Origin of the sequence: Sphingobium indicum B90A (genome assembly GCF_000264945.2) — a bacterium.
Lineage (GTDB): Bacteria > Pseudomonadota > Alphaproteobacteria > Sphingomonadales > Sphingomonadaceae > Sphingobium > Sphingobium indicum.
Genome location: NZ_CP013070.1, coordinates 651391 through 667213 on the forward strand (window position 1 = coordinate 651391; position 15823 = coordinate 667213).

The window sequence follows — 15823 nt, forward strand, 5'->3', positions numbered from 1 at the left end:
TGCATCCGGCGCTTCCCCGCCTTCTTTGCACTGAATTTCTTTTGGGGGACATTTTCATGTCACAGCCGCTGAACATGGCGCGCCTGCTCCTGATTTCCACCGCGCTGGTCGCGCCTGCGGCCATGGCCCAGAACGCCGCGCCCACGCCGCCCGTCACCTCCGGCACCCCGACGCAATCAGAGGAAGCCGACGCCCAGGCCGGGCGGGTCGACGTGTCCATCCCCGGTTCCGACATCATCGTCACCGGCCGCCGCAACAGCAATGTGTCCCAGGCCGCGCCGCAGGTGGTGAACGTGCTGTCCGCCGCCGACATCAAGCGCACGGGCGAGGGCGACATCGCCGGTTCGCTCCAGCGCGTGACCGGCCTTTCGGTCGTGTCCGGCGGCTATGTCTATGTGCGCGGCCTTGGCGACCGCTATTCGCTGGCCTTGCTGAACGGTTCGCCGCTGCCCAGCCCCGAACCGTTGAAGCGCGTCGTGCCGCTCGACATCTTCCCGACCAGCGTGATCGCCTCGACGCTGGTGCAGAAAAGCTATTCGGCCAATTTCCCCGGCGAATTCGGCGGCGGCGTGATCAACCTCACGACCAAGGCGATTCCGGCGGAAAGCTATCTGGAACTGAGCGTCGGCAGCTCGGCCAATACGGAGACGTCCGGCCAGCTCGGCTACACCTATTATGGCAGCAAGTCGGACTGGACGGGTTTCGACGACGGTTCGCGCGACGTCCCGCCGCTGCTGGCACAGGCGTTCAAGGGCGGCGTTCCCTTCTCCAACATTCCGCGGGGCGGCCTGCAGGCGATCTCGATGCAGTTCCTGAACGCCAAGACTTCGGTGCTGCAGCGGACCAACAGCCTGCCGTTCAACTTTTCCGGATCGCTGAACGGCGGCACCGCCTTCGACGTTGGAAGCGACGGGCGCCTGGGGCTGTTGCTGACCGCGTCCTACAGCAACAAATGGCGCACGCGCGCATCGCTCCAGCAGGCGTCGACCGACCTCAGCCAGGCGCCGGGCAAGACGGGGACGCAGGTCAGCACGGACAATGAGGTCACCGTCAACGCGTTGTTCGGGGCCGGGCTGGAACTGGGGGAGCAGAAGATCCGCTGGACCAACGTCTTCATCCGCGACACGCTGAAGCGCGGCGCCCTGTCGCTCGGCCGGAACAATGGCGAGATCGAGGGCGCGGACTATATGAAGCAGAACACCGCCTGGTACGAACGGCAGTTGATCGACACGCAACTGGTGGGCGAGTTCAGGCTGGCCGACGCGCTCAGCCTGGATCTGCGCGGCGGCTACGCCAATTCTCAGCGCGAGGCGCCCTATGAGCGCGAGTTCGAATATGTGCGCACCAATCGCGACCTTGCCGCCGATCCGGTGGGGGATCGCTTCATCAACGCGCTCAACCGCCAGCGCGGCGACGCGTCGATCACCTTCAGCGACCTGAACGAGGATCTGTGGTCGGCGGGCGCCGACCTCAGCTACAAATTCTCGCCCGCCCTGACGCTGACGACAGGCTATGCGTTCAGCGACACGAAGCGCACGTCGTCGCGCTATGAACTGCATTTCGATGCGACCAACCTGCCGATCGACGCGCAGCAGATGCGGCCCGACTATCTGTTGTCGGATGCCGCCATCCAGCTTTACGACATGACGCTGCTGGACTTTTCCGGCAACTATCCGGTCTATGACGCCGCGCTGCGCGTCCATGCGGGCTATGGTCAGGTGAAGGCGGAACTGGCGCCGGGCCTGACCATCGATTCGGGCGTGCGCCATGAAAAGGGCCGGCAGTCGGTCACGGGCGTCGATGTCTACAACACCGGGCTGACCCCGGTTAACAGGATCGACGAAAGCTATTGGCTGCCGGCCGCGACGCTGACGTTCGAGGCGTCCAAGGGGCTTCAGTTCCGCATCAGCGGGTCGAAGACCATCGCCCGCCCGCAGTTCCGCGAACTGATCGCGCAGCCCTATATCGACACGGAATCCAACCGCTTCTACCGCGGCAACCCGTTCCTGCAGGACAGCGAATTGTGGAATGCGGAAGCGCGGGTCGAATGGTATATGGGCCGCGACGAACGGCTGACGCTGGCGGGTTTCTGGAAGAAGATCGACAATCCGATCGAAACCTACACCACCATCAACGACAAATATGACGTGACGACCAGCTTCGCCAACGCGCCGGAAGCGACGCTCTATGGCGCGGAGGTCGAGGTGCAGAAATATCTGCCGCTCGACAGCCTGTCCGACGCGGCCTTCTTCCAGAGCCGGCGCCTGGTGCTGATCGGCAACTACACCTATACCAGGTCGAAGCTGAAGGTCGGCGAAGGCGACACGACCGTCCCCTACAGCTATACCGCCGGGCCGCTGCCCGCGGCGTCGGACTATTTCCAGGACGGCGTGCCGCTGACCGGCCAGTCCGACCATCTGGTGAACGTCCAGGTCGGGCTGGAGGATACCGACAAGCTGTCGCAGCAGACCCTGCTGCTCACCTACGCCAGTCCCCGCGTGACCAGCCGTGGTCCGAACCTTCAGCCCGACATCAGGGAAAAGCCGGGCCTGACGCTGGACTTCGTGGCGCGCCAGGCGGTGAAGCTGCCGGGCGGCATCAACAGCGAGTTCAAGTTCGAGGCGCGCAACATCACCGGCCGGAAATTCCAGGAGTTTCAGCAATTGGACGGCGCCAAGCTGTTCTACAACCGATACAAGATCGGCACGACCCTGGCCGCGTCGCTGACCGTCGCCTTCTGAACCTGCCGGCCGCCTTCTCCTGGAGCGGGTTTCGATACTGGTTGAATCAGATGGCCGCTCTGGATTTTGGTTTTCCGCGATTTCTTAGCCAGCGATCAGTTCCGATCGCTTGGATCGCTCCAAGGGCGCGCCGTGCCCCTGCGCAGGCAGGAGCACGGCGCGCCTGATGGCGCCAACGGTCATTCGCGCCCCACGCCCGATCACGCCCAGGGCCGCTCGCGATACCATTTGGTGATGACATGCTTGACCCCGCCGCGCACCTTCATGCCGTGGTGGATGCTGGCGGGATTACAGGCGCCCGGCCCCAGCCGGTTGTTCCATGCCAGCAGCTTGCCGGTTTCGGGCTGCACCGTCTTGCCGATCTTGACGAAGCGGGTCGCGCCGCCCGCCGCCGGTTCGTTCAGGTAGACCATCAGCGTCCAGGTGCGGTTGCCGGAAACCGCGCAGAAGCGTTCGAAATCGATGCCCCCAGGTTCGAAATAGTCGGTATGCGCCTTGAATTCCTGGCCGAGCGCATAGCGCTGCCCCTGAATGGGCTCGCCATGGGCGGGGTCGATGCCGACAAAGGCGGCGAGCTTCGCGTCGATCCCCGCGACGAACGGGTCGGAAGCATCCAGGTCGCATGTCTCGCCGGTGCGGAAATATCCGTCGCCATTCGCGTCCGCGATGGTGGAGGGGCGGCGGTGGGCGTCGATCCGTTCGACCAGGCCGGCGCATTCCTCCGCCGAGAGGAAATGGCGCTGGATGAACAGGGTAAGGTCGCGGCTGGGCACGCGCTGGACGCGGGGGTGGGACGCGATCCAGGCGGGATCGGCGTCGGCGGCGAAGGGGGGAAGGCTGTCTGCCATCGGCGGGTCCAGGAAGCGGAAATCAGGCCTTTTGCTATCGCTGGCCGCGCGAAATGCAAGCGCCGTCGCTTCGGTCGTTGCGATTGTCATCAAAGCGTCACAATAGTGTCATCCGGTGGTAAAACCGATTTTATAGCAGGCGCCGATATCGAGGGGGATGAACGACGCGCATGCGTGTGGCTTTCAGCGAGAATATCCGGAACATGGGCGGGCGGCTGCGGCCCGTCGACTGGCTGGCGGCGGTCGAGAAGCTGTTTCTGGGCCTGCTGGCGCTGCTGTGCGCGGCGCTGGTCTGGGCGGTGCTGACGCCCGTCGGCAGTTTCGGCCCCTGGGAAGGGCGGCAGGCCCGCTTCCTCTCCGTCGCGGAGCGGCAGGCCCTGTTTTCCCGCTTCGACCCCTTTTATCGCGGCGGCCCGCAACAGGCGGGCGGCGGCGTCGTGACCTCCCTGGCGCTGACGGTCTACGGCATCCGGCTGAACGAAGGGTCGGGACTGGGTTCCGCCATCGTGGCGGGACCGGACGGGGTGCAGAACAGCTTTGCCGTGGGGGAGGAGATCATGCCCGGCGTGGTGCTGAAGGCGGTCGCCTTCGACCATATCACCATCGACCGGGGCGGGGCGGAGGAGCAGGTTTTCCTCGACCAGTCGCAGCCCGCGCCCGTCGCCGCGCCGGAAGGTTCGCCTCCGCCGCCGCCGGTGGCGGGGATGGACAATCCTAGCGCCGACACGCTGAAGCGCGACGTCGGCTTCACCCCCCGGATGCAGAACGGGCGCGTCACCGGCCTGATCCTGACGGCCAGGGGACCGGGCTTCCAGCAGGCCGGCTTCCAGCCCGGCGACGTCATCACCCAGGTCGATGGCCAGCCCATCAGATCGCTGAGCGATCTTCAGGCGCTGCAGGGCAGGATCATGCCCGGCTCGCGCATTTCCCTGATGGTGGAACGCGGCGCGGCCACATCCTCCGTCAATCTGACACTGCAAGGCCAATGACCAGAAAACCGCTTCTTTCCGCCGCCATGGCCCTCGCGCTGGCGGCTCCCATCGCATCGCCGGTCATGGCGCAGCAGACGCTGAACGTGCGCGACGCCGACATCCGCGCCTTCATCCAGGACGCGGCGCGGGTGACGGGGCGGACCTTCATCATCGACAACCGCGTGTCGGGGAAGGTTTCCGTCGTGACCGACCGGCCCCTGTCGCGGTCCGAATATTTCGAGATTTTCCTGTCGACCCTGCGGGCGAACGGACTGGTGGCGGTGCCGGCGCCGGGCGGCGCCTATCGCATCCAGCCGGCGGACGGCGCGGCGGGCCAGCCCAGCGCCGTGGGCCGGGCGGCCAATCGCAACCAGTTCGTGACGGAGGTGTTCCGCCTGCGCTCCATCGACGCGGCGAGCGCGCTGGAAACGCTGCGGCCGCTGGTCAGCAAGGATGGTTCGGTGACGGCGAACCGGGCGGGCAACAGCGTGGTCGTGGCCGACTATGCCGACAATATCGGGCGCATCCGGCAGGTGATCGCGCGGATCGACCGGGATACGGCCTCGACCACCACGGTCGTGCTGAAAAATGCCGGGGCGCGGGAGATCGCGACGTCCCTGCAGGCGCTGGTGACGACGGGCGGGGAAGGGGCGGCGAAGCCCGCGACCGTCGTGCCGATCGACAGCAGCAACGCCGTCGCGATCCGGGGCGACGCCGGGACGGTGGCGCGGCTGGCGCAGATGGCGCGCGACCTGGACCGGCAGGCGGCCAGCGGGACCGAAATCCGCGTCTACTGGCTGGAACATGCCGATGCCGAAAAGCTGCTGCCGGTGTTGCAGCAACTGGTGGGCCAGGCGACCGCTTCGCCCGTGACCGCTTCAACCCCGGCCGCCGGAACCCCGCCCTCCGCCGCGCCTGCCGCCGCCTCGACCGTGATGGCGGGGTCGGGCGGTTCGGGCGGCAACGGGATTTCGTCCCGCGGGCCTGCCATCGTCACCCGCTATGAAGGCGCCAATGCGATCATCGTCGCGGCGAACAGCGACGTGCAGCGGATGCTGGGCGAGACGATCCGCCAGATAGACACGCGGCGCGAACAGGTGCTGGTGGAGGCGATCATCGTCGAGATCAGCGACGCCGCCGCCAAGAAGCTGGGCGTGCAATTCCTGATCGGCAGCACCAAGACCGGTTTTGCCGCGACCAATTATTCCAATGCTTCGCCCAATATCTTGACGTTGGCAGGCGCGATCGCCGCCGATCGGCTGGGCGAGACGACGACGACCGTCGTGGCGCCGGACGGCACCCGAACGGAGACGAGGACGCGGGAAAATGGCGACCTTGCTAATACGCTGCAGCAGGCGGCGGTCGACAGCCTGATGAATGCGACCGGCGGCTTCGGCGGGGTGGCGACGTCGCTGGGGCGGAACGGGATTTTCGGCGCGATCATCAATGCCGTCAAATCCGACACCGACAGCAACATCCTCTCCACGCCCTCCGTGATGACGCTGGACAACCAGAAGGCGTCGATACTGGTCGGCCAGCAGGTGCCGGTGACGACGGGCGAGGCGCTGAGCCAGAATTTCGACAACCAGTTCCGTACCGTCCAGCGGCAGGATGTCGGCATCAAGCTGGAGGTGAAGCCCCAGATCAACACCGGCGGCGCGATCAAGCTGTTCCTGAAGCAGGAAGTGTCCAGCGTCGCCGGGCCGGTGTCGAACAACAACAGCGACCTCATCATCAACAAGCGCGAGATCGAGACGACCGTGACGGTCGACGATGGCGAGATATTGGCGCTGGGCGGCCTGCTGGACGACAATGAGCGCAAGACGATAGAGCGCATTCCGCTGCTGTCCGACATTCCCGGCCTTGGCGAACTGTTCAAGTCGCGCAGCAAGAGCCGGACCAAGACGAACCTGATGGTCTTCATCCGCCCCACCATCCTGCGGTCGAAGGAGGATGCGCAGAAACTGACGCAGCAGCGCTACGGCTATATTCGCGGCATGCAGTTGCTGCGCAATCCGGAACAGGAGCCGAGCATCGACGAACTGGTGCGCGACTATATGGGTTCGGCTCCTCCGGCCGCAGCGCCGCAGCCGGGCGACGCCGTGGCGCGGCCGCCCGCCGAGATCATCGAACCGACCGCCCGCCAGTCGAGCGGCGTGGTGCGGCCCGTTCCGCCAAGTGAGGCAAAGCCGTGAACGACGAGCAGCAACGTGCTCCTGCGCAGGCAGGAGTCCAGGGTGGGAAAGCGCAATCTGGCCCTGGGCTCCTGCCTGCGCAGGAGCAAGATGGAGCGATTGCCCCGCATATCGCCCCCCGCGCCGTCGACATACCCTATGCCTTCGCGCGCAGGCATGGCGTGGTCATGCTGCCGCTGGAGGGAGAGCGGCTGACCATCGCCGTGCGCGAAGGCAGCGATCCCCGCGTCCTGCTGGAGGTGCGGCGGCATCTGGCGCGCAGCTTCGACGTGCGTTTCGTCGATGCCGCGCAGTTCGACCGGCATTTGTCGGACCATTATGCGATGGAGGGCAGCGCGGCGGCCATGGCGGGATCGCTCGACGTCGGGGCGGACGAGCTGGACATATTGGCCGCCGACATTCCGACCGCCGACGACCTGCTCGACAGCGCGGACGATGCGCCTGCCATCCGCCTTATCAACGGCATCATCGCCGAAGCGGCGCGGCAGGGCGTGTCGGACATTCATATCGAACCCTATGAGACCGGGCTGATCGTGCGGATGCGCGTCGACGGCGTGTTGCGCGAAACCTTGCGGATGCCGCCGCATGTCGCGCCGGTCGTCGTCAGCCGCATCAAGGTGATGGCCCGCCTCGACATAGCCGAGCGGCGCGTGCCGCAGGACGGGCGGATCGGGCTGACGCTGGGCGGGAAGCTGCTCGACGTGCGCGTTTCCACCCTGCCGAGCCGAGCGGGCGAGCGGGTGGTGCTGCGCATCCTCGACAAGGAGAATGCGGGCATGAACCTCGACCTGCTGGGCATGGCCGGGGCGGCGGACAGGATTTTCCGGGAGGGGTTGCAGGAACCCAATGGCATCATCCTGGTCACCGGACCGACGGGATCGGGCAAGACGACGACGCTCTATGCGGGGCTGCGACAACTTAACGACGGCACGCGCAATATCCTGACCGTCGAAGACCCGGTCGAATATGCGATCGAGGGCGTCGGGCAGACGCAGGTGAACGCCAAGGTCGGCCTGACCTTCGCGGCGGGCCTGCGGGCGATCCTGCGACAAGACCCCGATGTGGTGATGGTCGGCGAAATCCGCGACCGGGAGACGGCTGAAATCGCCGTGCAGGCGTCCCTGACGGGGCATCTGGTGCTGTCCACCGTCCACACCAACGATGCCGTGGGCGCGATCACGCGGATGCGCGACATGCGGGTGGAACCGTTCCTGCTCGCCTCCACCCTGCGCGCCGTGATCGCGCAGCGGCTGGTGCGGCGGCTCTGCCAGCATTGCCGGGAGCCGGTGCAGGCGGACAAGTCCGCCAGCGCCCTGCTGGGCTTCGATCCGGGCACGATCATCTATCGGGCGCGGGGATGCGAGGCATGCAACGGCACCGGCTACAAGGGCCGCATCGGCGTGTTCGAGGCGATCCGGGTGGACGACACCATCCGCCGTCTGATCAACGACGGCGGCGATGAATCATTGGTGGCGCGCCATGCTTTCCTGAACGCCCCCAATCTGGGTTCGGCGGCGCGGGCGCTGGTGCGGGACGGCCAGACCACGGCGGAAGAGGCGATCCGCGTGTCCCGGCGCGACGCGGGCGAGGTGGAAACGATCCCGGATGGCTGAGTTCGACTATATCGCCATCGACCCCGCCGGGCGTGAACGCAAGGGCGCGATCAAGGCCGAAACGGTCGAGGATGCGCGGGCGAAGCTGGACTCGCGCAAATTGTTCATCGTTCGGATCGAGCCGGGCGCGGTGGAGAAGGCGCGCAGGCGGGCGGGTCTGTCGTTCCGCGCCCCGCGTCTGTCGGCCAAGGAACTGACGCTGTTCACGCGGCAGTTGTCGACGCTGATCCAGGTCAGCCCGCTGGAGGAATCGCTCCGCACCATCGGCCGGCAGAGCGAGCAGGCGCATGTGCAGGCCATCGTCGGCAAGGTGCATTCGGGCGTGCTGGAGGGGCGGCGGCTGGCCGATGCCCTGGGCGCCGAGCCGAGGAGCTTCCCGCCGCTCTACCGCGCGATGATCTCGGCGGGCGAGAGTTCGGGCAGCCTGCCCACGATCATGGAGCGCCTGTCCGACCTCATGGAACGGCAGGCGGTGATCCGGTCGAAGGTGCTGACCGCCATCGCCTATCCATCCGTGCTCGCCGCCTTTGCGGTGTGCGTGGTCGCGGCGCTGATGATCTTCGTCGTCCCCAAGGTGGTGGAGCAGTTCGACACGGTGGGCCAGCAACTGCCGCTGCTCACCCGCATGGTGATGGGGATTTCGGCCTTTCTGGCGGGCTATTGGTGGCTGCTGGCGATCCTGCAGGGGGTGGCTGGCTTCGGCTTTTGGCGGGCATTGAAAATCGAGAGCTTCCGCTATCGTTTCGATGCGACGCTGCTGCGCTTGCCCTTGCTGGGACGACTGATCCGCGACCTGCATGCGGCGCGGATGGCGCGGACGCTCTCGACCATGGTGGCCAGCCGCCTTCCTTTGATGGAGGGGCTGTCGCTGACCACCCAGACCGTCCATAACCGGGTGCTGCGCCAGGCGTCGGAGGAGATCGTGCAGGCCATTCGCGGCGGCGGCAGCCTGTCGGCGGCGCTGCGGCGAGCGGGGGTGTTTCCCCCCTTGCTGGTCTATCTGGCGGCGAGCGGAGAGAGCGCCGGGCGGCTGGACAGCATGCTGGAGCGGGCGGCGGACTATCTGGAGCGGGAATTCGACAGCTTCACTTCCGCCGCGCTGGCCATGCTGGAGCCGGCGATCATCATCTTGATGGGCGGCATCGTCGCGGTCATCATCCTGTCCATCCTGTTGCCGATCCTGCAATTGCAGAGCCTTACCGGGGCCTGAGGAGTGTTTATGCCCGATTTGAAGAGGTTGAAGTGCGCCGTGCTCCTGCGAAGGCAGGAGCAGGATGGCGCAATGGGCGAACACGGCTTCATGTCCTTGAAGCGTTCCGCCGAACACGGCTTCACGTCCTTGAGGCGTTCCGCCGAACACGGCTTCACGCTGGTCGAACTGATGGTCGTGATCGTCATCATCGGCCTGCTGGCGACGATCGTGGCGATCAACGTCATTCCGGCCACGGACACGGCGCGGGTGGAGAAGGCCAGGGCCGACATCGCCACCATCGAACAGGCGCTGGAGCAATATCGGCTCGATAACCTGACCTATCCGTCCGCGACGGACGGGCTGCAGGCGCTGATCAGCCCGCCGGCCTCGCTCGCCCAGCCGCAGCGTTACCGGCGCGGGGGCTATATCAAGAAGCTGCCGAACGATCCCTGGGGCAGGCCCTACAGCTATGTCGTGCCGGGACGAAAGGGCGCGTTCGACATCGGTTCGCTGGGCGCGGACGGGCAGCCGGGTGGCGACAATGAAAATGCCGACATCTATTCCAGCGAGCTTTGATCGTTTCCGCCCCTCGTGCGGCGGAGGCGGGAAGGAGGAGGCCTGCCGTTTCTCGACTTCGCTCGAAACGAAGGGGCAGACGGGCTTCACATTGATCGAGCTGATGGTCGTGCTGACGATCATCGGCTTCATTTCGGCTGCGGTCGTGCTGGCGATCCCCGATCCGCGCGGGCGCGTGATAGAGGATGCCGACCGCTTCGCCGCGCGCCTGGCCGCGGCGCGCGACGAAGCGGTCGTCACGGCGCGTCCCATGGGGGTGTGGGTATCGGCTTCCGGCTACGGCTTTCAACGCCGCGACGGCGGGCAATGGGTGGGGCTGGAGGATAAGCCCTTCGCCACCGCTGACTGGAAATCGGGCACGCGAGCGCTGGTCGGCAAGGACGGACGGCAGCAGATCGGTTTCGACGGGACGGGCTTGCCGACCGATCCGATGATCGTGACCCTTGCCCGCGAGGGAGAACGGGTCTCGATTTCGGTCGACATGGCCGGAAAGGTCGTTGTCGGTGGGTAGGACGCGCCTCATGCTGTCACGTTGCCGCAAGGCGCGTGGGGAGGAGCACGGCTTTACCCTCCTCGAAATGCTGGTCGCGCTGGCAGTGTTCAGCCTTGCCGCGCTGGCTCTCGTGCGCTTGCAGGGCGTGACCCTGCACACCGCCGCCGACCTCGACAGCAAGGCGATGGGTCAGATCGTCGCGCGCAACCTGATGGTGGAGGTGCAGACCGACCCCGCGCCGCCTTCGCTTGGTTCTCAAGAGGGCGACATCGACAATGGCGGGCGGCGCTGGCACTGGACGCGGGAAGTCAAGGCGACGGACGACAAGCGCCTGTTGCAGGTCGATCTGACCGTCGACGGGCAGGCGGGTTCCTCCCCCGTGGTGCTGAGTTTCGTGCGGGTGGTGCAATGACAAGGGCGCGCTCCGCCCAGCAGGGCTTCACCCTGGTCGAACTGCTCGTAGCCCTGGCGATCTTCGCCATGCTGGCGGCGGCGGGCGTGCTGCTGCTGGGCAACGGCGTGTCGGCGCAGGCGCAGATCAAGCTGCGGCTGGACGACATGGCCGCCGTGCAGCGGGCGAGCGGCGCTCTGGCGGCCGATCTGGGGCAGGCGGTGCCGCGCATCAGCCGCACCGAAGCGGGTACGCTGGCGCCCGCTTTCTGGTCGCATCGGGAGGGGGAGAGCCTGCCCGTCCTCCAGTTCGTGCGCGGCGGGTGGGACAATCTGGGCGACCTGCCGCGGCCCTCCCTCCAGAAAGTCGAATATTGGGTGCGGCAGGGGCGGCTGGAGCGGCGCACCTATGCGCAGGTCGACGGCGCGGCGGGCGACGAGCCGGCCGCGCTGCTCACCGGGGTCGAGGATGTCGCGCTGCGCTTCCGCGACGCTGGCGGGGAGTGGCGCGACCAATGGGCGCCGACCCAGCCCGACCTGATGCCCCGCGCCGTGGAGATGATAGTGACGCGGACCGGGGAGCCGCCGGTGACGCTGCGCTTCCTGGTGGGGCCGGGGCCGGCGGAAAGGCCAGAAGGGGCGCCGGCCAATGGCTGACCCGCGCAAGCCGGGAGAGCGCGGCGCTGCGCTGCTCACCGTGCTGCTGCTGGTGGCGGTGATGGCTGTGGTCGCCTCCACCGCGCTGGAGCGGCTGGCGCTGGCCACGCGGATGACAGGCAATGGCGGCGCGGTCGACCAGGCGCGCGCCTTTGCCGATGCCGGGACGGAGATCGCCCGGTTGCGCATAGGCGACCTGGTGGCGGCCAGTCCGGGCAAGACGACGCTGGCGGGCAACTGGATGGGCACGCCCCAGGCCATATCCGTGCCGGGCGGCGTGGCCACGGCGCGGGTGACGGACGGGGGCAATTGCTTCAACCTCAACAGCGTGGTCGCGGGCGAGACAGAGGCTGACCTGAAGGTGCGTCCGGTGGGCGTGTCGCAGTTCCAGGCGCTGTTGCAGGCGCTGGGAGTCGATGTGCGACAGGCGCAAGTGGCGGCGGCGTCGCTGGCTGACTGGATCGACACGGATGGCGCGCCCCAGCCCGGCGGCGCGGAGGACGAGACCTATGCGCGGGCGCCGCGGCCCTATCGCGCGGCCAACCGCTTCATGGTCGACCCCAGCGAATTGCGGGCGGTCAACGGGGTGACGCCGGCCATTTACGGGCTGGTGCGGCCATGGGTCTGCGCCCTGCCCACCGCCGACCTGTCGCCCATCAACATCAATACGCTGCTACCCGATCAGGCGCCGCTTTTCGCCATGCTGATGCAGGGGCAGCTGAGCGTCGCGCAGGCGCGGCAATTGCTGGCGCAGCGCCCGGCGGATGGCTACGGCAGCACGGTGGAATTCTGGCGCGCCCCGTCGCTGGCGGGGCTCAGCCCGCTGGAGGAGGCGGCGCGGCAGGTCAAGTTGACGACGGGATTTTTCGAAGTGGAAGTGTCGGTGGATGTCGGGGGAACGCAGGTGGTCGAACGAGCGCTGATCGATGCGCGGCAAAGTCCGGCCACGCTGATACGCCGCAATTGGGGGACCGGCGCGTGAGCGAGGGATTGATCGTCGTCCTGCCGGAACGGCCGGGCGCGGAGCCGTTGTGGACGCGGGTGGCGAACGGCGCCGTGGTGCGGAAGGGGGCGGGGACGAACTGGCTCGCGGCCTGCGGCCTGGCGGCGCTGCCGGAGGATATGACGGTGATGCTGGTGCCGCCAGCGGCGCTGGTGACGCTGCACCAGGGCGCCTATCCCGACCTGCCGGCGCGGCAGGGCAGGGCGGCGGCGCGGCTGGCGGCCATGGCGGGCGGGATCGTGCCCGCCGACCAGCTTTTCGCCGCGGCGGACGAGAATGACGATCCGGCGCGGCCGCATTGCGTCGCCGTGGCGGCGCGGGCGGACATGCAGCACTGGCTGCTCTGGGCGCAGCATCATGGTCTGGACCCCGACATCATCGTGCCTGCCCCGCTGCTGTTGCCCGAACCGCAGGAGGGGTTCGAGCGCGGCGTGATCGGCGGCGAAGCGGTGCTGCGGGGGGCCGATCTGGCGCTGGCGGGCGACCTGGCCCTGCCGGAACTGGTCGGCGATGCCGTGGTGCGGGACGTTCCCGCAGGGCAGATCGATGCGCGGGCGACCGCCGCGCTGGACCGGCCGCCGCTCGACCTGCGGCAGGGCGACTTCGCCAAGCGGGTGCGGCGGTCCTTCGACAAGCGGACCATGGCTCGCATCGCGCTGTGGAGCGCCCTCATCCTGCTCGTCAGCCTGTCCATCGCCCTGGTCGGCCTTGCCAAACGGCATTTCGCGGCGAGCAGGCTGGACGCGGAAAGCCTGGCCCTGGCGCGGCAGGTGGTGCCGGGGGCGAACGACCTCCTCCAGGCGGAGGTGGAGATGGACCGTCGGCTCGCGGCGCGGGGGGCGGGCGGCTATGCCTTCACTGCGCCCGTTTCCGGCCTGTTGAGCGCGATGCAGGACGTGCCGGGCGTATCGCTGACGGCGCTGTCGCGCGATCCCGACGGGATGATCCGCGCCACGCTGGCGGCGGCGAAGGGGGATGACATCAACAGCGTGCTGCTGGCGTTGCAGGCGGCGGGCTTCACGATCACGGCGACGCCTTCGCAGGATCCCGGCGGGCGGATGCTGGCGGACATCACGGTGCAGTCATGATGGAACGGTTGCAGGCATTATGGGGCGAACGAAGCCCCCGCGAACAATGGATGCTGGGCGTGATGTTCGCGCTGCTGGCGGTGGTGATCCTGTGGCTGGGCGTGGCGCGGCCGCTGGACGCGGCGCAGCGTTCGGCAGGGGACGCGTTGCGGGAGGCGACGGACCGCAACGCCGCGATCCGCGCCAAGGTGACGCTGCTGAAATCCCTGCCGCGCACGACGGCGACGGTCGATGCGGGCGTGCCGCTGGAGCAGTTCATCGGCCAGAGCGCTGGCGAGGCCGGGCTGACGCTGGAACGCGCGCAGGCGCAGGGCGCGGACCGGATCGACATGGCGATGGCCTCCGTCCGGCCGGTCGCGCTGCTGTCATGGCTTGCCGCATTGGAAGGGCAGGGCATCCGGGTCGAAACGATGAGTGCGCGGCCGGCGGCGACGGCGGGCAGCGTATCGGTGCAGGCCGTGCTGGTGCGGGGCGAGCGGTGATGGGGCTTGGCCTTTCGCGACGGACGCGCATCGCGATCATCGCCCTGTTCGCGATGGGCTTCGTCATCTTCCTGCCGATGCGCATCGCGCTCGGCATGGCGGGGCTGGAGCGGCTGGGCGTGGCGGCGCGGGAGGTGCGCGGCACGGTGTGGAGCGGCGGGATCGACCGGCTGATGCTGGGCACGGTGCCGCTGGGGTCGGTCCATGCCGGCCTGTCGCCCCTGTCGTTGCTGGCGGGACGGGCGCGGTTCGACGTCTGGCGCCGCAACGGCGCGGCGGACGATCTGGGCGGCGCGCTGACCGTCGGCTTCGGGCGCATGGGTATCGACGATGTGACGGGCGCGGTGCCGCTGGACCGGACCTTCGCGCCGCTGCCGCTCAGCAGCCTTGTCATGGAAGATGTGTCGGCCTGGTTCTCCGGCGACCGCTGCGGCCATGCAGAGGGGCGCGTGCGGGCCCGGATGGGGCAGTTTCCGGGCCTCAATCTGTCGCAGGGCCTTTCGGGCGTGGCCAGTTGCGACGGTGAAGCGCTGCTGTTGCCGCTGGTCAGCCAGTCGGGACTGGAAAAGCTCGATCTGCGCATCTGGCGATCGGGTCGCTATCAGGCGGAAATGCGGGTGGAAACCGCCGACGCCGCCCTGGGCGAGGCATTGGCCAAGGCGGGCTTTGCAGAAGCCGGGGGCGCGCGCGTGCTGAAGATCGAAGGGACGCTGTGATCCAGGCCCTTCCCGCCCTGCTGGGCGCGACAGCCGGAGCCATAGCCGGGAGCTTCCTGGCCACGATCATCCTGCGCTGGCCCAGGGGCCGGAGCGTGCTGCGCGGCCGGTCGGCCTGCGACGGCTGCGGGCGCGTGCTTGGCGCAGTCGATCTGGTGCCGATGCTGAGCGCGCTGATTCAGCGGGGGCGGTGCCGGACCTGCGGCGCGCCCATCGATCCGCTGCATGGACGGGTGGAGGCGGGATGCGCGATCATCGGCGCGCTTGCCCTGGGATTTGCGCCCGATCCGGGCGGGGTTGGATGGGCTCTGCTGGGTTGGCTGCTCCTGACGCTGGCGGTGCTCGACAGGCGGCATTTCTGGCTGCCCGACGCGCTGACCCTGCCATTGGCCTTTCTGGGCTTCACCCTTGGTCCTTGGGCCACCGAAGCGACGATGGCGTATCGGGCGATCGGCGCGCTGGCCGGCTACCTCGCGCTGCTGCTGATCGCGACCGGCTATCGGCGGACGCGGGGGCGGGACGGGCTGGGCCTGGGCGACGCCAAGCTGCTGGGCGCGCTCGGCGCCTGGTTCGGCTGGCAGGCCTTGCCCTTCATCCTGCTGCTGGCGGCGAGCGTGGGGCTGCTGTCGGTCGTCGCCGTCATGGCGACGGGCAGGCGGGTCGATGGCACGACGCGGGTGCCGCTGGGCACCTTCCTCGCCATCGCCGCAGTGCCGGGATCGTGGCTCGCCACGATCCTCACCGGCGGCGGCGGATGACGCGGCCAGAGAAATTTCACGATGCGGTGAAACCCCGTTGACCCATCAGCCCGCTCTGCTTATAGCGCCGCCTCACCGCAGGGCACGGCCCGGCGGACGG

General features: G+C 67.9%; 14 protein-coding genes and 1 pseudogene. 14 read left to right on the plus strand and 1 reads right to left on the minus strand.

Annotation, left to right across the window (positions count from 1 at the left end; all coding sequences use genetic code 11):
- The first annotated feature begins 56 nt into the window (after positions 1 to 56).
- Complete coding sequence (locus SIDU_RS03320) at positions 57 to 2741, plus strand: TonB-dependent receptor domain-containing protein (RefSeq protein ID WP_039980420.1); 2685 nt, start codon at positions 57 to 59, stop codon at positions 2739 to 2741.
- Between the two features lie 200 nt (positions 2742 to 2941).
- Here SIDU_RS03320 and SIDU_RS03325 read toward each other — a convergent pair whose 3' ends face one another.
- A complete protein-coding gene (locus SIDU_RS03325; RefSeq protein WP_007688427.1) occupies positions 2942 to 3679 on the minus strand; it encodes a prolyl hydroxylase family protein in 738 nt (245 codons plus the stop codon).
- A gap of 80 nt (positions 3680 to 3759) precedes the next feature.
- Between SIDU_RS03325 and SIDU_RS03330 the strand changes: the two genes are divergently transcribed.
- From SIDU_RS03330 to SIDU_RS03390, 13 genes and pseudogenes are all read left to right on the plus strand, one after another.
- Positions 3760 to 4578: a type II secretion system protein N gene (locus SIDU_RS03330; RefSeq protein WP_007688425.1), complete on the plus strand. Its 819-nt coding sequence runs from the start codon at positions 3760 to 3762 to the stop codon at positions 4576 to 4578.
- Positions 4575 to 6755, plus strand: coding sequence for a type II secretion system secretin GspD (gene gspD, locus SIDU_RS03335; protein WP_039980404.1), 2181 nt, complete (start codon positions 4575 to 4577; stop codon positions 6753 to 6755). Before SIDU_RS03330 ends, gspD begins: the two co-directional genes overlap by 4 nt.
- Positions 6756 to 6826: 71 nt before the next feature.
- Positions 6827 to 8368, plus strand: coding sequence for a type II secretion system ATPase GspE (gene gspE / locus SIDU_RS03340; protein ID WP_050983567.1), 1542 nt, complete (start codon positions 6827 to 6829; stop codon positions 8366 to 8368).
- Complete coding sequence (gene gspF / locus SIDU_RS03345) at positions 8361 to 9578, plus strand: type II secretion system inner membrane protein GspF (protein ID WP_007688419.1); 1218 nt, start codon at positions 8361 to 8363, stop codon at positions 9576 to 9578. The genes gspE and gspF overlap by 8 nt, the downstream gene beginning before the upstream one ends.
- A 72-nt stretch (positions 9579 to 9650) precedes the next feature.
- Positions 9651 to 10136 carry a type II secretion system major pseudopilin GspG gene (gene gspG / locus SIDU_RS03350; RefSeq protein ID WP_007688418.1) on the plus strand — a complete coding sequence of 162 codons (486 nt, stop codon included), beginning with the start codon at positions 9651 to 9653 and terminating at the stop codon, positions 10134 to 10136.
- A 79-nt stretch (positions 10137 to 10215) separates the two neighbouring features.
- Positions 10216 to 10647: pseudogene (locus SIDU_RS03355) on the plus strand (GspH/FimT family pseudopilin); the annotation flags it as partial.
- A gap of 10 nt (positions 10648 to 10657) precedes the next feature.
- On the plus strand, positions 10658 to 11041 hold the full coding sequence (gspI, locus tag SIDU_RS03360) for a type II secretion system minor pseudopilin GspI (protein ID WP_073507119.1): 384 nt from the start codon (positions 10658 to 10660) through the stop codon (positions 11039 to 11041).
- Complete coding sequence (gspJ, locus tag SIDU_RS03365; protein ID WP_007688415.1) at positions 11038 to 11676, plus strand: type II secretion system minor pseudopilin GspJ; 639 nt, start codon at positions 11038 to 11040, stop codon at positions 11674 to 11676. The genes gspI and gspJ overlap by 4 nt, the downstream gene beginning before the upstream one ends.
- Positions 11669 to 12658 carry a type II secretion system minor pseudopilin GspK gene (gene gspK, locus SIDU_RS03370; RefSeq protein ID WP_007688413.1) on the plus strand — a complete coding sequence of 330 codons (990 nt, stop codon included), beginning with the start codon at positions 11669 to 11671 and terminating at the stop codon, positions 12656 to 12658. Before gspJ ends, gspK begins: the two co-directional genes overlap by 8 nt.
- On the plus strand, positions 12655 to 13767 hold the full coding sequence (gene gspL, locus SIDU_RS03375; protein WP_039980416.1) for a type II secretion system protein GspL: 1113 nt from the start codon (positions 12655 to 12657) through the stop codon (positions 13765 to 13767). The genes gspK and gspL overlap by 4 nt, the downstream gene beginning before the upstream one ends.
- Complete coding sequence (gene gspM, locus SIDU_RS03380; protein ID WP_013040578.1) at positions 13764 to 14249, plus strand: type II secretion system protein GspM; 486 nt, start codon at positions 13764 to 13766, stop codon at positions 14247 to 14249. The genes gspL and gspM overlap by 4 nt, the downstream gene beginning before the upstream one ends.
- Entirely contained in the window at positions 14249 to 14965 is a 717-nt protein-coding gene (gene gspN / locus SIDU_RS03385) for a type II secretion system protein N (RefSeq protein WP_007688408.1), read from the plus strand. Before gspM ends, gspN begins: the two co-directional genes overlap by 1 nt.
- Positions 14962 to 15723 carry a prepilin peptidase gene (locus tag SIDU_RS03390; protein WP_007688407.1) on the plus strand — a complete coding sequence of 254 codons (762 nt, stop codon included), beginning with the start codon at positions 14962 to 14964 and terminating at the stop codon, positions 15721 to 15723. Before gspN ends, SIDU_RS03390 begins: the two co-directional genes overlap by 4 nt.
- The last annotated feature ends 100 nt before the right edge of the window (positions 15724 to 15823 follow it).

Coding starts and splice junctions, on each gene's coding strand:
- SIDU_RS03320 (WP_039980420.1), top strand. CDS start 57: ATGTCACAGCCGCTGAACATGGCGCGCCTGCTCCTGATTTCCACCGCG.
- SIDU_RS03325 (WP_007688427.1), bottom strand. CDS start 3,679: ATGACAATCGCAACGACCGAAGCGACGGCGCTTGCATTTCGCGCGGCC.
- SIDU_RS03330 (WP_007688425.1), top strand. CDS start 3,760: ATGCGTGTGGCTTTCAGCGAGAATATCCGGAACATGGGCGGGCGGCTG.
- gspD (WP_039980404.1), top strand. CDS start 4,575: ATGACCAGAAAACCGCTTCTTTCCGCCGCCATGGCCCTCGCGCTGGCG.
- gspF (WP_007688419.1), top strand. CDS start 8,361: ATGGCTGAGTTCGACTATATCGCCATCGACCCCGCCGGGCGTGAACGC.
- gspG (WP_007688418.1), top strand. CDS start 9,651: ATGGGCGAACACGGCTTCATGTCCTTGAAGCGTTCCGCCGAACACGGC.
- gspI (WP_073507119.1), top strand. CDS start 10,658: ATGCTGTCACGTTGCCGCAAGGCGCGTGGGGAGGAGCACGGCTTTACC.
- gspJ (WP_007688415.1), top strand. CDS start 11,038: ATGACAAGGGCGCGCTCCGCCCAGCAGGGCTTCACCCTGGTCGAACTG.
- gspK (WP_007688413.1), top strand. CDS start 11,669: ATGGCTGACCCGCGCAAGCCGGGAGAGCGCGGCGCTGCGCTGCTCACC.
- gspM (WP_013040578.1), top strand. CDS start 13,764: ATGATGGAACGGTTGCAGGCATTATGGGGCGAACGAAGCCCCCGCGAA.
- gspN (WP_007688408.1), top strand. CDS start 14,249: ATGGGGCTTGGCCTTTCGCGACGGACGCGCATCGCGATCATCGCCCTG.